At 71.8% G+C, this 18,593-nt stretch carries 18 protein-coding genes; 9 read left to right on the top strand and 9 right to left on the bottom strand.

Features of this window, described 5'->3' with window-relative positions:
* Window positions 1-36: 36 nt before the first annotated feature.
* A complete protein-coding gene (locus ACFYYF_RS38945) occupies window positions 37-750 on the bottom strand; it encodes an SDR family oxidoreductase (protein ID WP_388783553.1) in 714 nt (237 codons plus the stop codon).
* Between the two features lie 112 nt (window positions 751-862).
* Between ACFYYF_RS38945 and ACFYYF_RS38940 the strand changes: the two genes are divergently transcribed.
* Window positions 863-1,690: a helix-turn-helix domain-containing protein gene (locus ACFYYF_RS38940; RefSeq protein ID WP_388783636.1), complete on the top strand. Its 828-nt coding sequence runs from the start codon at window positions 863-865 to the stop codon at window positions 1,688-1,690.
* Window positions 1,691-1,729: 39 nt separating this feature from the next.
* Here the strand turns inward: ACFYYF_RS38940 and ACFYYF_RS38935 are convergent, their stop codons facing one another.
* On the bottom strand, window positions 1,730-3,100 hold the full coding sequence (locus tag ACFYYF_RS38935; RefSeq protein WP_388783551.1) for a hypothetical protein: 1,371 nt from the start codon (window positions 3,098-3,100) through the stop codon (window positions 1,730-1,732).
* Window positions 3,101-3,213: 113 nt separating this feature from the next.
* On the opposite strand from ACFYYF_RS38935, the gene ACFYYF_RS38930 reads away from it, so the two are divergent.
* Window positions 3,214-4,443, top strand: coding sequence for a molybdopterin-dependent oxidoreductase (locus tag ACFYYF_RS38930; protein ID WP_388783548.1), 1,230 nt, complete (start codon window positions 3,214-3,216; stop codon window positions 4,441-4,443).
* A 298-nt stretch (window positions 4,444-4,741) separates the two neighbouring features.
* Here the strand turns inward: ACFYYF_RS38930 and ACFYYF_RS38925 are convergent, their stop codons facing one another.
* The 3 genes from ACFYYF_RS38925 to ACFYYF_RS38915 are packed head-to-tail and all read right to left on the bottom strand — an operon-like array spanning window position 4,742 to window position 6,806.
* A complete protein-coding gene (locus tag ACFYYF_RS38925; protein WP_388783546.1) occupies window positions 4,742-5,482 on the bottom strand; it encodes a class I SAM-dependent methyltransferase in 741 nt (246 codons plus the stop codon).
* A complete protein-coding gene (locus ACFYYF_RS38920; RefSeq protein ID WP_388783544.1) occupies window positions 5,479-6,093 on the bottom strand; it encodes a DUF2064 domain-containing protein in 615 nt (204 codons plus the stop codon). The genes ACFYYF_RS38925 and ACFYYF_RS38920 overlap by 4 nt, the downstream gene beginning before the upstream one ends.
* Window positions 6,090-6,806: a glycosyltransferase family 2 protein gene (locus tag ACFYYF_RS38915; RefSeq protein ID WP_388783541.1), complete on the bottom strand. Its 717-nt coding sequence runs from the start codon at window positions 6,804-6,806 to the stop codon at window positions 6,090-6,092. Before ACFYYF_RS38915 ends, ACFYYF_RS38920 begins: the two co-directional genes overlap by 4 nt.
* 114 nt (window positions 6,807-6,920) lie before the next feature.
* On the opposite strand from ACFYYF_RS38915, the gene ACFYYF_RS38910 reads away from it, so the two are divergent.
* Window positions 6,921-7,646, top strand: a complete 726-nt coding sequence (locus ACFYYF_RS38910; protein WP_388783538.1) for a response regulator transcription factor — start codon at window positions 6,921-6,923, stop codon at window positions 7,644-7,646.
* Between the two features lie 2 nt (window positions 7,647-7,648).
* Window positions 7,649-8,758 (top strand): sensor histidine kinase, encoded by a 1,110-nt coding sequence (locus tag ACFYYF_RS38905; protein WP_388783535.1) that lies wholly within the window; start codon window positions 7,649-7,651, stop codon window positions 8,756-8,758.
* Window positions 8,759-8,798: 40 nt separating this feature from the next.
* On the opposite strand, the gene ACFYYF_RS38900 is transcribed toward ACFYYF_RS38905, so the two are convergent.
* Window positions 8,799-9,800 carry an NAD-dependent epimerase/dehydratase family protein gene (locus tag ACFYYF_RS38900; RefSeq protein ID WP_388783532.1) on the bottom strand — a complete coding sequence of 334 codons (1,002 nt, stop codon included), beginning with the start codon at window positions 9,798-9,800 and terminating at the stop codon, window positions 8,799-8,801.
* A gap of 124 nt (window positions 9,801-9,924) precedes the next feature.
* On the opposite strand from ACFYYF_RS38900, the gene ACFYYF_RS38895 reads away from it, so the two are divergent.
* The gene (locus ACFYYF_RS38895; protein ID WP_388783530.1) at window positions 9,925-10,644 is read left to right on the top strand and encodes a flavodoxin family protein; all 720 of its coding nucleotides are present in this window, start codon (window positions 9,925-9,927) and stop codon (window positions 10,642-10,644) included.
* 149 nt (window positions 10,645-10,793) lie between these two features.
* Here ACFYYF_RS38895 and ACFYYF_RS38890 read toward each other — a convergent pair whose 3' ends face one another.
* Together ACFYYF_RS38890 and ACFYYF_RS38885 are read right to left on the bottom strand one after the other, a co-directional pair.
* Window positions 10,794-12,695, bottom strand: a complete 1,902-nt coding sequence (locus ACFYYF_RS38890) for an alkyl/aryl-sulfatase (protein ID WP_388783527.1) — start codon at window positions 12,693-12,695, stop codon at window positions 10,794-10,796.
* A gap of 183 nt (window positions 12,696-12,878) precedes the next feature.
* A complete protein-coding gene (locus ACFYYF_RS38885; RefSeq protein ID WP_388783524.1) occupies window positions 12,879-13,466 on the bottom strand; it encodes a hypothetical protein in 588 nt (195 codons plus the stop codon).
* Window positions 13,467-13,562: 96 nt separating this feature from the next.
* Between ACFYYF_RS38885 and ACFYYF_RS38880 the strand changes: the two genes are divergently transcribed.
* From ACFYYF_RS38880 to ACFYYF_RS38865, 4 genes are all read left to right on the top strand, one after another.
* On the top strand, window positions 13,563-14,003 hold the full coding sequence (locus ACFYYF_RS38880) for a MarR family winged helix-turn-helix transcriptional regulator (RefSeq protein WP_388783521.1): 441 nt from the start codon (window positions 13,563-13,565) through the stop codon (window positions 14,001-14,003).
* Between the two features lie 644 nt (window positions 14,004-14,647).
* Complete coding sequence (locus ACFYYF_RS38875; RefSeq protein WP_388783517.1) at window positions 14,648-16,090, top strand: MATE family efflux transporter; 1,443 nt, start codon at window positions 14,648-14,650, stop codon at window positions 16,088-16,090.
* A gap of 415 nt (window positions 16,091-16,505) precedes the next feature.
* Entirely contained in the window at window positions 16,506-17,258 is a 753-nt protein-coding gene (locus tag ACFYYF_RS38870) for a dienelactone hydrolase family protein (protein WP_388783633.1), read from the top strand.
* 37 nt (window positions 17,259-17,295) lie between these two features.
* A complete protein-coding gene (locus tag ACFYYF_RS38865) occupies window positions 17,296-17,736 on the top strand; it encodes a DUF6086 family protein (RefSeq protein ID WP_388783515.1) in 441 nt (146 codons plus the stop codon).
* Window positions 17,737-17,909: 173 nt separating this feature from the next.
* Here ACFYYF_RS38865 and ACFYYF_RS38860 read toward each other — a convergent pair whose 3' ends face one another.
* Window positions 17,910-18,449, bottom strand: coding sequence for a GNAT family N-acetyltransferase (locus ACFYYF_RS38860; protein WP_388783513.1), 540 nt, complete (start codon window positions 18,447-18,449; stop codon window positions 17,910-17,912).
* Window positions 18,450-18,593: the final 144 nt, after the last annotated feature.

The raw sequence follows: 18,593 nt of genomic DNA, 5'->3' as shown, positions 1-18,593 counted from the left end.
CTGTCGCGGAAGCGGGTGATCAGCGGAAGCGGGCGATCAGGTGATGCGGTGCCCTCCGTCGACGTGCAGCACGGTTCCGGTCATGAATCCGTTGCGCATCACCGACAGGAACGCCTGCGCGATGTCGTCGGGGGTGCCGACACGGCGGGCCGGGAGCCTCGCCGCCAGCTCGGTGAACGCGGCCCGCTTGTCCATGCCGAGCTGGTCCCAGATGGGGGTGTCCACCCAGCCGGGGGAGACGACGTTCACGCGCACCGGCGCCAGCTCGATCGCCAGCCCGTACGCCAGGGACGCGAGCGCCCCGTTGGCGGCGGCCATGATGGTGTTCGAGCCGTTCGGCCGGTAGGCGTTGATGCCCGAGGTGTACGTGATCGAGCCGGTGACCCGACCGGCCGCGTGTTTGCCGACCAGCCAGGCGCCGAGCAGTTTGGTGTCCACGACGGATCGCGCGGTCGCGGTGGCGACGTCGGCGGTCCGGCCGTAGACGCCGGTCGCGTCCGCCGCGGTGACCACCACGTGCTCCGCTCGCCCCACCCGGGCGAACAGTCCGGCCACGTCCTCCTCCCGGCCCAGGTCGGCCGCGACCGTGGTGATCCGCCCGTGCCCGGGACGCTCCAGTTCGGCCCTCGCCGTCGCGAGCCGGTCCGCGGACCGGCCGACGACGGTCACATCCGTGCCCTCGGCCAGCAGAGTCCGCGCGAGGGCGAGGCCCATGCCGGAGCCGCCGCCGATGATGATCGTGTCAGTCATGTTCCGAGGCTGCGCCGACGGGTCCGTTTCCGGGAAGGCCGCGCGGTTCCTGGGTGTGCCACGGCCACCCTGGAGAGGACCCACCGGTGGCAGACTGCACGCCGTGAACGCGATGGCCGACTTCCTCAGGATCCGGCGCGGGCGGATCGGCCCGGCCGACGTCGGGCTGCCCACCGGGCCGGGCAGACGCCGTACACCAGGGCTGCGCCGCGAGGAGCTGGCCGCCCTGGCCGGCGTGAGCGTGGACTACTACATCCGGATCGAACAGGGGCGGGAGCGGGCGCCCAGCGACGCCGTGCTGGACGCGTTGGCGCGTGCCCTGCGGCTCACCGCGGACGAGCACGCCCATCTGCTCGGCCTCGCCGACCAGGCCGCCGGGCGGACACCGCGCCACCGGCCGTCCGGCCCGCGGCCGGCGAGCCCCGGCCTGCGGCTGCTGCTGGATTCGGTCCGGCCCAGCCCGGCGTACGTGCTCGACGAGGTAAACGACGTGCTGGACGCGAACCCCGAGGGCCTCGCGCTCATGCCCGGACTCGGCGACCGGCCGGCCGGAGAGCGCAACACGATCCGGTACACCTTCCTGCACCCGGCCGCGCGGACCCTCTTCGCCGACTGGGAGCGGGTGGCCCGCAACTGCGTCGCGCACCTGCACACCGCCGAACTGACCGCCCCGCGGCGCACGGCCGCGCTGGTCGCCGAACTGACGGCTTCCAGCGGCGAGTTCGCGGCGCTGTGGCGTCGGCACGAGGTGTGGGTCAAGCGGGCCGGCGAGACCGCGTTCCGGCACCCGGTGATCGGTCCGGTCACCCTGGCCAACCAGGTGCTCAGCCCCGCGGGCGACGGCAGGCGCGTGCTGCTCTACCAGGCCCCTCCCGGCACGGCCGAGCACGACGCCCTGGTCCTGCTGGCCATGACCACCCAGGACGTGAGCACCCCGTGAGCCGCCGCGCGGACCAGCGCGGGCACACGGTCGAAGCCGTCACCACCCGGTCCGCAGAAGATGGTTGAGCAGGAGGGCGAGCGCCGCCTGGGCCGCGAGCCAGGCGCGGGGACGGGGGAGGAGGGCGCAGGAGGGGAAGAGCCAGAGGGCGAAGGGGAGCCAGATGCGTTCCGTCTCCGCCTTGCTCATCCCGGAGAGGTCGGCCACCAGCAGGGCGAGCAGCGCGGCGGTGACCAGGAACGCGAGGCGGAAGGCGGCGCGGTCCGCGGAGTGGCGTCGCAGCAGCAGCGTCCCCGTGCGCCGCAGTCCCGCAGCCGTCGCCAGCCCTGTCATCAGGACCGTGCAGGCGAGATTGGCCCACACCCAGTACGCGTACGGACGCACTCCGCCCGCGCCCTGCCGGTACCGCGTGACCAGCAGCCGGTACGCCTCCCACCAGTCGAACCCGGCGAGCGTGAACGCCGTCGGGACCACGGCCGCACCGGCGAGGAGCACGACCGGCAGGATGGGCCGCTTCCGGACCTCCTGCCGCCCGAGCCACAGCACGGCCGCCGCGACCAGCGCGATGAGGGTGAGCCCGTAGGACAGGTAGCACGTCAGGCCGAACAGGAGCCCGGACGCGCCCGCGGCGGCCAGGGAGCCCCGGGTGACGGCCAGGGCGAGCAGCGCCAGGCACCAGGCCGCCACGGCGGAGAAATAGGCGTCCGCCGAGGTCCCCATCCACACCGCCGCCGGGGCGAGCACCAGGAACGGGGCGGCCCGGCGTGCGAGATGTTCACCGGCCAGCGCCCGCACCGTGACCAGCACCGCCACGCAGGCCGTCGCACCGACGGTGACGCACCAGCTGCCTGCCCAGCCGCCGCCACGCAGCCCGATCCGGTCGAGCAGGACGAAGGTGAGGGTGGAGGCCGGGGGGTGGCCGGCCACGTGGGCGGGCCAGTTGTCGGGGGAGTGGAGCAGGATGTGATGGGTGAAGTCCCGCAGGGTGCCGGGGATGTCGTCGAAGCGGTCGATGACCTGGAGGTACTCGTAGCGGGTCGTGAGGCGCACGGCGACGCCCCGCTGCCACCCGTCGATCAGCGCCAGGGAGAAGGTCCACGCCAGGGACGCGGCCCACGCCGTCAGGAGCAGGGCCCGCCAGCGGAGACGGGCCGCGAGGACGGGGCCGTACGCCACGGCGGCCACGCCCACGAGCACCGCCGCCGGGGTGCCGGGACCCACATGGGGTCCCCAGGAGGCCAGCAGCGGGGGCCAGTCGACGCGGAGCGTGTGATCGGTGTCCTCGATGTGGCGGCCGATCAGCACGGCCGCCGTCACGAGCACGGCTGCGGCCCCGGCCGCGTACAGGTCACGGAGGGAGCCGCCGTCGCGGGGGACGCGTGTCTCGGTGGAGGGCAGGGTGCGGGTCACACCGGCACGCTAGGCCGACCGACGGGAAAGGTGCCGCCGCCCGGGCCGGACGTCAGCGTTTCGTCACAGGTCGCAGAGCCCTCTCGCGGCGTGCCAGGACCTACGGTCGGGACATGCGAGACGATCCACGGCTCCCCTTCTCTCCCCGGTTCTGGCGCAGCCCCCTGCGAGGTCCCTGGTTCACGTCCGTGCTGGGCATCGTCCTGCTCGTCGGCATCACGGTGCTGTTCGTGACGGGTCTGGTCTCCTACGCCGCCTACAACCCGGACCTGGCACCGGTGAACGACAAGACCCCCGACAAGGGCGTCCTCGGGTTCTACCTCTTCTCCTGGCCGACCCACCCGCACTGGCTGTACCGGCTCAACCAGGGCGTCCATGTCACGCTCGGCATCACCCTGATCCCCGTCCTGCTGGCCAAGTTGTGGTCGGTGGTGCCACGGCTGTTCACGCTGCCGCCGGCGCGCTCCCTCACCCACGCGCTGGAGCGGCTCTCGCTGCTGCTGCTCGTGGGCGGCGGGCTCTTCGAGTTCGTGACCGGTGTCCTCAACGTCCAGCTCGACTACGTCTTCCCCGGCTCCTTCTACACGCTGCACTTCTACGGGGCGTGGGTGTTCTTCGCCGCCTTCCTGGCCCACGCCGTGCTGAAGACGCCCATGGCCCTGCGCAATCTGCGGCAGTCCCGGGAGGAGCGGAACGATCTCGTGGCCCCGGCTCCCGCGGAGCCGACGGTCTCCCGTCGGGGCGCCCTGTGGTTCGTCGGGGGCGGCTCGCTGCTGCTGTTCCTGACGACCGTCGGGCAGAGCTTCGACGGGCTGCGCCGCACGGCGCTCCTCGCACCTCACGGCGGCGCCGAACCCGGGAGCGGCCCGAACGCCTTCCAGATCAACAAGACGGCCGCGTACGCCGGCATCGACCCGGCGGAGACGAGCGAGGACGCCTGGCGGCTCGTCGTCACAGGACGCACCGGCACCGTCCGCCTCAGCCGCACCCAGCTCGCCGAACTCCCGCTGTACAGCGCGGCGTTGCCCATCGCCTGCGTCGAGGGCTGGTCGACCTCCGACCAGTGGTGGCGCGGCGTCCGGCTGCGCGATCTCGCGGCGCTCGTCGGGTACGACGGTGACCCGCCCGACCTGTTCGTCGAATCCCTCCAGCTGCACGGGTCCTTCCGCCGCTCGGCCCTGCGCGCCAACCAGGTGGCCGACCCGAGTTCGCTGCTCGCCCTGTACGTCAACGGCGAGGACCTGTCCCTCGACCACGGCTATCCCGCGCGGATCATCGTGCCCGCGGCCCCCGGTGTGCTGAACACCAAATGGGTGACCCGGCTGACCTTCGGAGACTTGTGATGCGCCACCGGATCGCGCTCGGCAGTCCCTTCGCCCTTCTGATCCTCGTGTGTTCGTTCGCGCTCGCCGCCTACGCGGGCGTACGTCTTTTCGCCGACGACTGGTTCGGCGTGGCGCTGTGGATCGTCGGGGCCGCGGTCCTGCACGACCTCGTCCTGCTGCCCCTGTACGCGGCGGCGGACCGGGGGATCACGCAAGGGCTCGGTGCCCGGACGATGTACGTCCGGGTTCCCGCCGCCCTCTCCGGCCTGCTGCTGCTCGTGTGGTTCCCGCTGATCTCCGGCATGGTGGCCGGGCGCTACCGCTCGGCCACCGGACTGTCGCCGGACGGCTTCCTCGCCCGCTGGCTGCTGATCACGGCCGCCCTCTTCGCCGGCTCGGCGCTGGTGCTGGCGGTGCGGCTGCGCAGGGCCAGGAAGCGGCGCCCCCCGGTCGACCACTGACCGGCCGGCTCCCATCCCCGTGCGTACCGCAGCAGGGCGGGGGTGCCGAGCCTGGCCCACGGAAAGGGGGCGCCCGCGGCGCTGTGGGCGTCGGTGATGCGGACACGGACGCGTTCGTCGAGGTCCTGCGGCGCGGTCTCGGCGAGCAACAGGCCGCGCGGCCGCAGGAGTCCGGCCACCCGGTCCAGGAGTGCCGCAGGGTCGCCCCCGATGCCGATGTTGCCGTCCATGAGCAGGATCGTGCCCCAGTGGCCCTCGCGCGGCAGCGGTTCGAACACCGAGCGTCGCAGCGCCTGGCCCCCGAGCCGCTCCGTGCGCCGGACCGCGGCCTCGCTGACGTCGATGCCCAGGGCGGTGCGCCCTCGTCCGGCGAGTTCGGCGACCAGCCGCCCCGGTCCGCATCCGACGTCCAGCACGGCACCTTCGCAGCGGTCCAGGACCTGCCGGTCGACCGCGTCGGCACGCGCGCACCACCGTTCCACCTCCAGCGGCAGCAGCCAGCCGTCGGCGCGGCGCAGGAACAGCGGCCCCCGTCCGGTGTGCAGGGCGGCCTCGTAGGAGTCGGCGGCCGCCCACGGCGGCACGGCGGTACTCATCGGCCGCTCGCCGGACACTGCGCCAGGCGCTTGGCGAACCGGCCTCGCGGCGCGAGGGCGGCGACCGCGTGAGCGTCGGCCGCGGTGTCCACGTCCCGCAGCCGGGGCAGGTCACGAACCCGCAGCCCGGCGGCGACGAGCCGCTGTCGCTGCACGGCCCCGGTCGCGGGCGTCGACATGGGCACCCCTCGCAGCAGCCGGGGGTCGGGATCGGCCAGCCCGAGCGCCCAGAAGCCGCCGTCGTCGGCCGGACCGAACCACGCGTCGCAGCCGTCGAAGTCGACGGTGAGCAGTTCCGGTGTCACCTGCGGGGTGTCCATCCCGATGAGCAGGGTCGGGCCGGCACAGCCGCCGAAGGCCTCCGCCAGGCGCTCGTCCAGCCCGCCCGCGCACTGCGGGAGGACGTCGAAGGCGGGCGGCAGCCAGGGGCCGGGGGAACCGTCGAGCACGAGGACCCGGCGCGAGGCCGGGGCGGCGGCGACGGTCCGCAGGGTGTCGGCGAGGGCCGCCTCGGCGAGTTCCGCGGCCTCCTCGGGGGTGAACGGAGGGGTGAGCCGGGTCTTGACCCGGCCCGGCACGGGTTCCTTGGCGATGACGACGATTGCGGTCACCGGGTGCCCCCTGTCTGTACGGGCGTATCCATGGGCGTCTCCTGGAGGACCCGGCTCATGTCACGGACCGCCTGCCAGGTGCCCCGCCAGGTGCCGGTGACCTTGGAGACGCCGGTGCGCGGCAGGTACGGCACGTCGTGCTCGGTGATGCGCCAGCCCGCGTCGGCGGCACGCACCACCATCTGCAGGGGGTAGCCACTGCGCCGGTCCGTGAGGGTGAGGTCGAGCAACTGCTCGCGGCGGGCGGCGCGCAGCGGGCCGATGTCGCCCAGACGCAGCCCGGTGCGGCGGCGCACCATGCGGGCGAGTGCCAGGTTCCCGGCCCGGGCGTGGACGGGCCACGCGGACCGGCCGCGCGGGCGGCGCCGCCCGAGGACCAGATCGGCCTCGCGTTCGCGGATCTCCTCGACGAAGGGCACGAGCAGCGCCGGGTCGAGGGAGGCGTCGCAGTCGCAGAAGCAGACGACCTCCGCGGTCGCGGCCGTCAGTCCCGCGTGACAGGCGGCGCCGAAACCCCGGCGCGGCTCGTGCACGACGGTGGCGCCGAGCGCGCGGGCGATCTCCGCCGATCCGTCGGTGGAACCGTTGTCGACGACGAGGGCCCGCCAGTGGTCCGGGATGCGCGCGAGCACCCAGGGCAGGGCCTCGGCCTCATTCAGGCACGGCAGGACGACGTCGACGTCTGAGGGTGGTGAGATGGTCACGGCTTTCACTGTACGAACGCGAATGCCGCATATCGGTCCTGCGCTCCTTACGAAACGCGGACGTCGGGCCCGTGCCGGAGCCCGCGGGCCCTGCCCGGGCCCCCGGGGTGCCAGGCTGGGAGGATGCAACAGTCGTACGAGCCCGTGGAAGCACCGGGCGTGGATCGAACCGTCCGGGTTCTGGTCGTCGACGACGACCCGACCGTCTCCGAGGTGGTCGCCGGATACCTCGACCGGGCCGGCTACCTCGTGGACCGCGCCGACGACGGGCCGACCGCCCTCGTACGTGCGGCGGAACACCGGCCGGACCTGGTGGTCCTGGACCTGATGCTGCCCGGCATGGACGGTCTGGAGGTGTGCCGGCGGCTGCGGAGCCGAGGCCCCGTGCCGGTCATCATGCTGACGGCACGCGGCGACGAGGAGGACCGCATCCTCGGCCTGGAGGTCGGTGCCGACGACTACGTCACCAAGCCCTTCAGTCCCCGGGAACTGGTCCTGCGCGTGGAGTCCGTACTGCGCCGCTCCCGGCCCGACACCGGGGTCCGCCCCCTGCGCGCGGCCGGTGTCGCCGTCGACCCCGGCGCCCGCAGGGCCACCCGCGACGGCGCCGAACTCACCCTCACCCTCCGCGAGTTCGACCTGCTCTCGTTCTTCCTGCGCCACCCCGGCCGGGCGTTCAGCCGGCAGGACCTGATGCGTGAGGTGTGGGGCTGGGACTTCGGCGACCTGTCGACCGTCACCGTCCATGTCCGCCGGCTCCGCGGCAAGGTCGAGGACGACCCGGCCCGGCCCCGCCTGATCCAGACGGTGTGGGGCGTGGGCTACCGCTTCGAAGCAGAGGGTGAGTGATCGTGTCGGACACCCTGCTCATCGCCCTGTACGCCTTCGCGGGCGCCGCCGTCACCGGCGTCGTCGGAGCGGGCGTGCTGCGGCTGATCCGTCGCCGCTCGCTGACCGCCTCGCTCGCCGTCGTCGCGGCGGTCGGGATAGTCGCGATGCTCGCGGGCACGCTCGCCGTCGCCTGGGCGATGTTCCTCTCCCCGCACGACCTGAGCGTGGTGACCACCGTCGTCGCCATGGCGGCCGTGGTCTCCCTGGTCACCGCGCTGCTGCTGGGCCGCTGGGTGGTCGCCCGCAGCCGTGAACTCGCCGACGCCGCCCGCTCGTTCGCCGACGGCCGGTTCTCCGCCCCACACGGCCCGGCCACCGCCGAACTGGAGGCGGTGAGCCGCGAGCTGGCGGCCACCAGCGCCCGGCTGGCCGAGTCCAGGGAGCGCGAGCGCACCCTGGAACGCTCACGGCGCGAACTCGTCGCCTGGATCTCGCACGACCTGCGCACCCCCCTGGCGGGCCTGCGGGCCATGGCGGAGGCGCTGGAGGACGGGGTGGCCGCCGACCCCTACCGTTACCTGAGGCAGATGCGCACCGAGGTCGACCGCCTCAACGGCATGGTCGGCGACCTCTTCGAACTCTCCCGCATCCACGCCGGGACGCTTCCGCTGACCCCCTCGCGCATCTCGCTCTACGACCTCATCGGCGACGCCCTCGCGGGCGCGGACCCGCTGGCCCACGAGCACGGCGTGCGGCTGGTCGGCGCCCGGGTGGAGCCGGTGCCGGTGGAGGTGGACGCCAAGGAGATGAGCCGGGTCCTGGGCAACCTGCTGGTCAACGCGATCCGCCGGACCCCGGCCGACGGCACGGTCGCGGTCGCGGCGGAACGCTCGCCCGAAGGCGTGGTGCTGTCGGTGACGGACGGCTGCGGAGGTATCCCCGAGTCGGACCTTTCCCGCGTCTTCGACACCGGCTGGCGGGGGACGCACGCCCGTACGCCCCCCGCCGGGGCGGGTCTCGGGCTGGCCATCGTCCGGGGGATCGTGGAGGCGCACCAGGGCCGGGCGACCGTACGCAACATTCCCGGAGGCTGCCGCTTCGAGGTGGTGCTGCCCGCCGCGCCCTCGTGAGGGCGAGGGCGCGGTCTCGTGAGCCCGAGCGCCACCGGTCCTACGCCTCGCGCATACCGGCCCGCGCGAACTCCGTCATCCCGTCCTCGAAGCCGACCGCCGGCTTCCACCCCAGCTCGTTCCGCAGCCGCGAGGAGTCCGCGGTGATGTGCCGCACGTCCCCGAGCCGGTACGCGCCGGTGACGACCGGTTCGGGCCCGCCGCACGCGGTGGCCAGCGCCCGTGCCATCTCCCCGACGGTGTGCGGCTCACCGCTGCCGGTGTTGTACGCGGTCAGCGCGCCGGCCCGCGCATCGGCTTCCAGCGCCGCGAGGTTGGCCGCGGCCACGTCCCGTACGTGCACGAAGTCCCGCCGCTGCCGCCCGTCCTCGAACACGCGCGGAGCCTCGCCCCGGGCCAGCGAGGAGCGGAAGAAGGAGGCCACGCCGGCGTACGGGGTGTCGCGGGGCATCCGGGGCCCGTACACGTTGTGGTAGCGCAGCGACACCGCCGAGCCTCCGGTACTGCGGGCCCACGCGGCGGCCAGATGCTCCTGGGCGAGCTTGGTCGTGGCGTACACGTTGCGCGGATCGGCCGGGGCGTCCTCGCCGACCAGGGCGGGAGTCAGCTCCTCCCCGCACTCCGGGCAGGCGGGCTCGAACCGGCCCGCCTCCAGGTCGCCGACGGCCCGCGGTCCCGGGCGTACGACCCCGTGCCGCGGGCACTCGTACCGCCCCTCCCCGTACACGACCATCGACCCGGCCAGCACCAGACGTCGCACTCCCGCCTCCGCCATGGCCGTGAGCAGTACGGCGGTGCCCAGGTCGTTGCGGGAGACGTACTCCGCCGCGTCGAGGACGCCGTCGCCGAGCCCGACCATCGCCGCCTGATGGCACACCGCGTCGGCACCGACGAGGGCCTGTGCCACGGCGACCGGGTCGCGCACGTCGGCGCCCGGATCGGCACGGACGTCGTACACGACAGGATCGTGTCCTTGCTGCCGCAGCACGTCGACGACATGGGACCCGATGAACCCGGCACCGCCGGTGACCAGTACACGCATACGGCCACGCTAGATCCGACAGCCCGACGGACAGGGTGACCCGCCCGGCACGTCACCACTCCGTAAGACCTCCCGAGCGCGTCGAACCGGGACAGAACGCCCGGCGCGCGAGACGCTTCGCGTCATGGACGCATCCTCTTCCCACCGGTTCGACGACCTCAGCGCGCTCTTCGTCAACTGCACCCTCAAACCGTCCCCGCAGCTCAGCCACACCCAGGGGCTGATCGACAAGAGCCGCTCGATCATGGACGCGCAGGGCGTGACGACGGCCGAGTTCCGGGCCGTCGACCACGACATCGCCACCGGCGTCTACCCGGACATGACGGAACACGGATTCGCCACCGACGAGTGGCCGGCCCTCTACGAAAGGGTGATGGCCGCCGACATCCTCGTACTCGCCGGGCCGATCTGGCTGGGCGACAACAGCTCGGTGACGAAGAAGGTCGTCGAGCGCCTCTACGCCTGCTCCTCGATGCTCAACGCCCAGGGCCAGTACGCCTACTACGGCCGCGTCGGCGGGTGCCTGATCACCGGCAACGAGGACGGCGTGAAGCACTGCGCGATGAACGTCCTCTACAGCCTGCAGCACCTCGGCTACACCATCCCGCCCCAGGCGGACGCCGGCTGGATGGGCGCGGCCGGCCCCGGCCCTTCGTACCTCGACCCGGGTTCCGGCGGCCCCGAGAACGACTTCACCAACCGCAACACCAGCTTCATGACCTGGAACCTCATGCACCTCGCCGCCCTCCTCAAGCGGTCCGGCGGGATCCCCGCCTACGGCAATCAGCGCTCGGAGTGGGACGCGGGCTGCCGACCGGGAGCCGAGAACCCCGAACACCGCTGAACCCATGGGCTTTCGGCCCGGTGGAGGAGCCGCCGCACCGAGCGGAACCACCACCGGGCGGCCTCAGGGCCGCCGCCCGCGTTCACCCGCCCGGCGGCCGCACGGACGTGGGTCCCTTCAGGACGACGGTCCGCCGCCGCGTCGTCGGTTCATGGCGTCACGATGGCGAAGTCCGGGTCGGGTGTACCGAGATGGCCGAGGAGGTCGGTGAGCCGGCCGATGTCGCCGGTGACCTCGACGTCCTCACGCGTGACCAGGTCGGCGGGGGTCAGGATGCCGAGGAGAAGGGAGCGCAGGTCGCCCTCGGAGAGGGCGATCCCGACGTCCGGGTCGGCGCCGGCGGGTCCGGTGCCGACGGCCTGGGTGAGAACCCCGTTGCGCAGCCGCATGGTCATGGTGCCGCCCCCGCGGACCACGAAGCGCACGGTGATGTCGGCGTCCCAGCTTCGCGGCCCGTCCACCCGGATGGCGAGGGCGTCGAAGAGCTGATCCAGGGTCAGGGCCGCCAGCACGTCCGGCGAGGCGGTGGCGGTCGGCGTACCGACCGGCCCGTTGCGCAGTTCGTACGCTCCCATCAGGTAGAAGTTGCGCCAGGTGCCGTTCTCGCTGCCGTAGCCGAGCTGTTCGAGGGCGTCGGCCTGGAGCGTGCGAGCCGACGCGTTGTCCGGTTCGGCGAACACGACGTGGCCGACGACCTGCGCCACCCAGCGGAAATCACCGTCGGCGTACGACTCGAGGGCCCGGCGCAGCACTTCCTCGGCACCGCCCATGAACTCCACGTACCGCTTGGCGGATTCGACCGGCGGGTGCTCCCACAGGTGGGCGGGATTGCCGTCGAACCAGCCCAGGTAACGCTGGTAGATCGCCTTGGTGTTGTGGCTGACCGAGCCGTAGTAGCCGTGCGTGTGCCAGGCCCGCTCCAGCGCGGGAGGCAGTTCCATCCGCTCGGCGATCTCCGGCCCGGTCAGGCCCAGGTTCAGCATGCGCACTGTCTGGTCGTGCAGGTAGGCGTACAGGTCCCGCTGCTCGGAGAGGAACTGGACGACACGTTCGCGGCCCCACACCGGCCAGTGGTGGGAGGCGAAGGCGACGTCCGTGAAGGCGGCGAAGAGATCGACGGCCTCGGTGAGGTAGCGGGACCACACCCGCGGGTCGCGTACCTCGGCGCCTCGCAGCGTGAGCAGGTTGTGCAGGTTGTGGGTGGCGTTCTCGGCCATGCACAGGGCCGCGAAGTCGGGGAAGTGGATGTTCAGCTCGGCCGGTGCCTCGGTTCCGGGGGTGAGCTGGAAGACCATGCGGATCCCGTCGACCGTCTCGGTCTGCCCGGTGCGCGTGATGGACGCGGTCGGCGGGATCAGGGTGACCGCGCCGGTCGAGGTCGTCTGTCCCAGGCCCGCGCCGATCTGGCCGCGTTCCCCCTTGGGCAGCGCCGCGCCGTACATGTAGGCGGCGCGGCGGCTCATCGCCGTACCGGCGTAGACGTTCTCGCTGACCGCGTGTTCCAGGAAGCCCTGCGGGGCGAGGACGGGAACACCTCCCGCCACGTCCTCGTCGGTGACGACTCCCCGTACGCCGCCGAAGTGGTCGACATGGCTGTGCGTGTACAGGACCGCGGTCACGGGCCGCTCGCCTCGGTGGCCGCGGTACAGAGCCAGAGCCGCCGCGGCTGTCTCCGCGCAGATCAGCGGGTCGATGACGAGGATGCCGCGTTCGCCCTCGACGATCGTCATGTTGGACAGGTCGAACCCGCGGATCTGGTAGATGCCCTCGGTGACCTCGAACAGACCATGGTCGGAGCACAGCCGACTTTGGCGCCACAGGCTGGGATTGGCCGTGGCGGGGCACTCCTGCTCCAGGAACCCGTACGCGTCGAGGTCCCAGACGACCTGTCCGTCGGCGTCCGTGACGACACTGTCCCGGGCGGTGCCAAGGAAGCCGCGCCGGGCGTCCTCCAGATCCCGGGTGTCATCGAACGGGAAACGGGACAGCACCGCCTCGTTGGCCCGCGCCACGGACTGCTCCGCGGGGTTGGTCTCGGCATTCCCGGGCATGGGTCTCCCTCACGGGCAGCGCGGTGTCGGCGACCGGAGCCACGGGGCATGCGGCCAGTGCCACTCTCGCCCGGTGCCTCCGGTCCCACGAGCTGATCCAGGCCGTCCGGGTGAGCGGGGCGTGCCGCCCCGGTCGACGCCACTGCCGACGGCGCGGCGTTCTCCGTTCGCCGCGCGCGCAGGTCAGGAGTAGGCCATGGGGCTGCCTCGCCGTATGGAGTGCTGGGCGGCTCGCAGGAACAGCGCGACGTAGAAGGCCGTGTCCAGATCATCGCTCCAGGGGCCCGGTCGGTCGGCGGCCAGTCGTTCCGCCGCTCCGTCCATGAACCAACTGGTCAGGTCGAGGTTGTCGCACATCTGTGGTGTCTCCGCCGGGAGGGCGATGACCGTCGCCAGTCTCTCCGCTATCGCCAGCAACCGGGGAGCGCCCACCACGACGGTCGAGTCCGCATAGCCCGACTCGACCGGCAGCGTGATCGTCTCTTCGAGCGGGAACGGCACCAGGAGTGTCCAGCCGCAGGCGATCTCCGCGTCCTCCGGTGACAGGTGGGACTGGCACAAGGTCCAGAAACCGTCCATCGAGGGGATCAACTTCTCCTCGAAGGACTGCCCCGAACCGCGCACGAAGTCCGTCTCCTCCGGCACGGACTCGTAAGGCGGCAGTCCCTTGCGCCGCAGCTCGTCGTTCAGCGCCACGGCGACGTCCCCCCACCCGTCCTCGCCCTCGGTGAACCAATCCTCCGCACAGACACTGACCAGATAGACGCCCATGACCGCAACGTACAGCGGGCCACTGACAACGAGGCTGCCACGCGGCAGATGGTTTGGGGGTTGATAGTTAGAGACCTAACGGTTAGAGTTCTTGGTATGGACGCACCGAAACTCACCAGCACCCTCGATCTGGTCCGATGGATCGGATGGGCCCAGCGGAAGGCGGGCGAGGACTGGATCCGAGAACGCGAGCTCAGCCACGCGCAGGGCTTCGTCCTCGGCTATCTGGTCCAGAACCCCGGCTCGATCCAACGCGACATCGCGGAGGTGAGCCGGACGAGCGCTGCGAGTGTCTCGAGCCTTCTGCAGGGGCTGGAGCGCCGCGGCCTCGTCGAGCGCCGAACGCAGGACGGCGACGAACGCAGCAAACGAGTCCACGCCACGGAGGCCGGTACCGAGCTCATCTCCGGGTTCGAAGGCGCGATGGCCGCCGCCGACGAGACGATCCTCGCCCCGCTGGACCAGGGCGAGCGGGCCACCCTGCACGCCCTGCTGACGAAGATCACCGCGGGGTTGCCGGAGCCGAGTCGGTCCTGAGCCTGCCGACTCGGTCCTGAGCGGGTCGAGTTGGTTCTGACGCCGACTCAGTCGGTTCTGACGTGGCTGAGTCGGTACTGGCCGGGCTGAGTTGGTCCTGACAGCGCGGAGCGGAGCTGACCGGGGCGAGTCGGTTCTGACCGGACCAAGTCGCTTCTGGCGGAGCCGAGTTGATTCTGGCGGGGCCGAGTCGGTTCTGACCGGGCTGGGTTGCCTCCGACCGAGCCGGCCGAGTCTGGCCGGGGGCTGCCTGGTCCGCGGCCGCTTCACCCACACCCCAGTCGCACATCGAGCCCACCCGTACTGAGCCCACCCACTCCGAGCGTCCCACACCCCGTACGAGCCCGCGAGCCCGCGAGCTTGTCCAAGCGCTGAACCCTGTGCGTTGACTGCGCACTCGCACTGCGCACTCGCACTGCGCACTGGCACGGCGAACTCCGCGCGCTCGGCGCGTTGAACCCGCCACTCCATCCCGTGCCTCGCGTGCGTCCGCCGAGCGACGCGGCGCACCCGCGTACCCCGCCCGGCGCACTGCGCCCTGGTAGCCCCCACGGCACTGCGCCCCCGCGCCCTCTCTCCACCACATCTCTCGCCGCGTCGGCATCCGCCGGCGTGCGCTCGAACCTGCCCGAAAGGAGCGCGCCATGAGTGTCCCGAACCCCGAAACCCCGGTGAAGGCCGACGACCACGGCACGAACCGCTGGTACCTGTCCACCGCCCCGGTCCTCCGCGCCCTCGTGCACCTGTGCGTGCCGATGGCCGCCGCGATGATCGTCGGCGCCCTCTACAACGTCATCAACTCCGGTGTCATCGGCTCGCTCCACGACACCGCGCTCCTCGCCGCGGTCACGTTCGGATCGCCGCTGCTGGCCCTGGTCATGGCGGTCGGCGGCATGTTCGGCACGGGCGGCGGCGCGCTCGTGTCACGGCTGCTCGGCGCGTCCGAGCACGAACCCTCCAAGGCCGGCGGGATCAAGCACGTCACGTCGTTCGCCGTCTGGGGCTCCGTGATCGTCGGGGCCGTGCTCGGCGGCACCGGACTGCTCCTGCTGGATCCGCTGGTGTCCCTGCTGGGCGCGGACGCCGCCACCGCGTCCGCGACGCGCTCCTTCGTCGCCGTCCTGCTCGCCTTCGTTCCCGTGCTCGCCGCGGCTTTCTGTCTCGAACAGCTCGTACGGGCGGAGGGTGCCACACGCCAGGTGATGACCGGGCTCATAGCCTCCACCGTCGCCAACCTCGGATTCGACGTCCTCTTCATCCTCGTACTGCACTGGGGCGTCGCCGGCGCGGCGCTGGCCACCGGACTGGCGAACCTCGTCGTCGTCGCCTACTTCGTCACCTGGCTGGCGCGGCACAGCGAGCACATGAGCCTCGCGCCGCGCTGGTTCACGCTCTCGCCCACCGTTCTCAAGCCTGTTCTGGGCATCGGCGTCGGTGAACTCCTCCAGGCCGGTTTCCTGATCGTCACCTCCCTGGTCCTGAACAATCTGGCGGCCGGCTACGGAGACGGTCCGCTCGCGGCCATGGGGGTGGTGGTGCGCATCGCGCAGGTGCCGGAGTTCCTGGTCATGGGGGTCACCCTCGGTGTGCTGCCGCTGTTCGCGTACGCCTACGGGAAGGGAGACCACGGCCGCCTCACGGCGGCGCTGCGCGCGTCCGCGCTCACGGTGGGCGCCATCACCATGGTCTCGGCGGCCGTCCTGATCGTCTTCCGTGAGCAGGTGATTTCCGTGTTCTCCGCCGACCGCTCGGTTCTCGCGATCGGCGGCACGATCCTCGCGGCACAGCTCGTGGCGATGATCGCGAACGGATTCGCGGGACTGCTCACCTCGCTGTTCCAGGCAACGGGGCGGGCGGTGGCGGCGACCGTGATGTCCGTGACGCACGGCGTGCTGTTCCTGCCGGCCGTGTTCCTCGGCAACCTCTGGTTCGGACTGACCGGCATCATCTGGGCCCTGACCGTCACCGAGGGAACCGTGTTCCTCGTCGGCGGCGTGCTGTGGCTCGCCTCCCGCCGTGCGATCGCACAGGGTCTCCAAGGCGATCCGGAATCCACCGGGGAACCGCTGGAGGTGGCGGCGCTCTGACCCAGGTGGCCTGGGTGGCCCGGATGGCCCAGGGGATCCGGATGGCCCAGGTGGTCCGGGTAGTCCGGGTGGTCCCGGGGGGGGGGGCGAGCAAACGCGGCCGCCGCCCGGCCCGGACAGCGGTCACTGAGGTAAGCCTCTGACGACCGCGGGACCCCCCCCCGCACGATCACTCGCACCCCCACCCCCACCGAAACGCACGTGGTCCCCGTCGGATCTCCACGGTTCGCTCGGCCGTGGTCGCGCCCGCCTAGGATGAACGGACGGCGGTGTCCGGGGCGTTGGAGCCGGGATCGGCAGTGAACCGGTGCGATGATCCAGCCGTCCGGGTTCCGGCGGAGGCGGCCGCGCGCATGCGGACCGCCCCGCTCGCCCCGCCCCGTTCATCGGTCGGTCCGAGGAAGGAAGATCCATCATTCCCGTCGTCAAGGCACTGCAGATCCCCACTCCGGACGGCCGGGCCGACGCCCTCGCCGCCTTTCCCGACAACGGCGAGCAGCATCCGGGGGTGCTGCTGTACATGGACGCGTTCGGTGTGCGGCCCGTTCTGGAGAGGATGGCCCGCGAACTGGCCGGACATGGCTATTACGTACTCGTCCCCAACATCTTCTACCGGCACAGCCCGGCACCGGTGTTCGACCTTCCTGAGCACATCACGCATGAGGCGCGGCCCGCGGTCTTCGCCCAGGTGCTGCCGCAGATCCAGGCGCACTCTGCCGAACGCGTCCTCCGCGATGCCGGCGCCTACCTCCAGTTCCTCACCGCGCAGCCCGAGGTCGCCGCCGGGCCGGTCGGCGTGATCGGCTACTGCATGGGAGCGGGCGTCGCGGTCCGCACCGCGGCCGCTCACCCCGGCCAGGTGGCGGCCGTCGCTGGATTCCACCCCAGCCCGCTGATGAGCGACGCACCCGACAGCCCGCACCTCCTCTTCCCCGAACTCGCTGCCCGGGTCCACCTCGGCATCGCCGAGAGCGACATGACGCCCGAGACGGTCGGAGCGCTGGACCAGGCACTGGAAGCCGCGGGTGTCGACCACACCTGCGAGATCTACCCGGGAACGGTCCACGGCTTCACGATGGCCGACACCGACGCCTTCGACCCCACCGCCCTCCAACACCACTGGAACCGCCTGCTCCCCTTGCTGGAGAGCACCCTGACCAAGCCCTGAGCACGGCTACGGCACACGGACACGCCACACTTCGTGGATGAGCATGTATTTCGAGTTGGACGACGAGACGTTGTGGAATCCGTCGAACGGCGCCGGGCGGCTCTTCATGCGTCAGCTCGAGGTGTTCGAGGCGGAGGTGGGCCTGCCCTCGGGAATCGGCCAGGGCAGGTATTGGGGCGACCCGGACACCCTTGAGGTCGATCCCGTTCTCTACGCGCGGTTCGTGAACGGTCTTGTGGCCCAACACCGTCGGACGGGGCACCAGGTGGTCCTCGCGATCTCCGAGGGATTCGTGGCGACGGCGGTCGTGCTCGCATGGCGTGCCGGCATCGAGTTGGTGACACCCGAACTGGAGGCAGACGACGAGCGATGCCGGTTCGACGTCCAGATCCCCGCGAGCCCGCGGTCCACACCGACCGCCGTCATGGACGCGCTGCAGGACCGGGCCCGGGAGCTCGACCGGTGGATGGCCCGCTGACTGCGGGGCCTGAGAGAGCCCGGTCGAGACCGTACGGCACGTGATCGAAGCCCCGCGCGGGCACCGCCGGGCGCTGATCACACTCACACGTGCCGACGGCTCACCACTTCCGCCGCGGTGGGCTGTCGAGTGTTTCCCGCAGATAGCGGTTCCCCGTTGCTTCCGTCGCCGACTCAGGCGGACGGCGTGACCGGGGGGCGCATGCCGAGCCACTGCTCGGCATCCCAGGCCTCGAACCGCTCCACCTCCGTGAATCCGAGCTGTGCCGCGAGACGCATCGAGCGGGTGTTGGCGGTCTGGGTGGTGAGGACGACCGGTTCGCCGGGAAGTGCGCAGGCCAGCCAGCCGAGTGCCGCCGCGCACGCCTCGGCGGCGTAGCCGGATCCCCACGCCCGCGGCAGGAACATGTAGCCGAGGTCGGCCTTTCCCGCGGCGGCCGGGCGGCAGTGCCCCGTCGCTCTCCTGAGCAGGATCTGACCGATCATCGACCCGTCGAGTTGGACGACGAAGCTGCCGGGCCACTGCTCGGGCGCCTCGGGCATCTGCCGTTCCAGTTCGTCGCGCGATCGGGGACCGCCGAGGTACGTGTGCACCTCTGGCGACGTGAGCAGTTCGATGAACGCCGCACGGTCCCGGGGCTCGGCCTCCCGGAGCACGAGTCGCTCGGTCCTGATCGGCTCAGGCGGCCATGTCACGGCTCCAAGATCTTCCATCCGCGCACGCTAACAGGTGGTCAAGTCGACCGACGGGCAGCGCCGATCGGGGAAGGGCCTCCGGGGCGTCGCTCGGGTCGTGCGTCAGGCTGCCACGCCCTCGCTGTAGCGTTCACCCTTATTCATTGCAACGCTAGTGGTGAG

The sequence above is a fragment of the Streptomyces sp. NPDC001914 genome, assembly GCF_042891215.1.
Classification (GTDB): domain Bacteria; phylum Actinomycetota; class Actinomycetes; order Streptomycetales; family Streptomycetaceae; genus Streptomyces.
This window is presented reverse-complemented; position numbering and strand designations above follow the sequence as displayed.

Excerpts from the sequence above, each read along its gene's own strand:
- ACFYYF_RS38860 (WP_388783513.1), bottom strand. The coding sequence starts at position 18,449 with ATGGAAGATCTTGGAGCCGTGACATGGCCGCCTGAGCCGATCAGGACC.
- ACFYYF_RS38945 (WP_388783553.1), bottom strand. The coding sequence starts at position 750 with ATGACTGACACGATCATCATCGGCGGCGGCTCCGGCATGGGCCTCGCC.
- ACFYYF_RS38930 (WP_388783548.1), top strand. The coding sequence starts at position 3,214 with ATGCGAGACGATCCACGGCTCCCCTTCTCTCCCCGGTTCTGGCGCAGC.
- ACFYYF_RS38880 (WP_388783521.1), top strand. The coding sequence starts at position 13,563 with ATGGACGCACCGAAACTCACCAGCACCCTCGATCTGGTCCGATGGATC.
- ACFYYF_RS38895 (WP_388783530.1), top strand. The coding sequence starts at position 9,925 with ATGGACGCATCCTCTTCCCACCGGTTCGACGACCTCAGCGCGCTCTTC.
- ACFYYF_RS38865 (WP_388783515.1), top strand. The coding sequence starts at position 17,296 with ATGAGCATGTATTTCGAGTTGGACGACGAGACGTTGTGGAATCCGTCG.
- ACFYYF_RS38925 (WP_388783546.1), bottom strand. The coding sequence starts at position 5,482 with ATGAGTACCGCCGTGCCGCCGTGGGCGGCCGCCGACTCCTACGAGGCC.
- ACFYYF_RS38885 (WP_388783524.1), bottom strand. The coding sequence starts at position 13,466 with ATGGGCGTCTATCTGGTCAGTGTCTGTGCGGAGGATTGGTTCACCGAG.
- ACFYYF_RS38875 (WP_388783517.1), top strand. The coding sequence starts at position 14,648 with ATGAGTGTCCCGAACCCCGAAACCCCGGTGAAGGCCGACGACCACGGC.
- ACFYYF_RS38940 (WP_388783636.1), top strand. The coding sequence starts at position 863 with ATGGCCGACTTCCTCAGGATCCGGCGCGGGCGGATCGGCCCGGCCGAC.
- ACFYYF_RS38890 (WP_388783527.1), bottom strand. The coding sequence starts at position 12,695 with ATGCCCGGGAATGCCGAGACCAACCCCGCGGAGCAGTCCGTGGCGCGG.
- ACFYYF_RS38900 (WP_388783532.1), bottom strand. The coding sequence starts at position 9,800 with ATGCGTGTACTGGTCACCGGCGGTGCCGGGTTCATCGGGTCCCATGTC.
- ACFYYF_RS38910 (WP_388783538.1), top strand. The coding sequence starts at position 6,921 with ATGCAACAGTCGTACGAGCCCGTGGAAGCACCGGGCGTGGATCGAACC.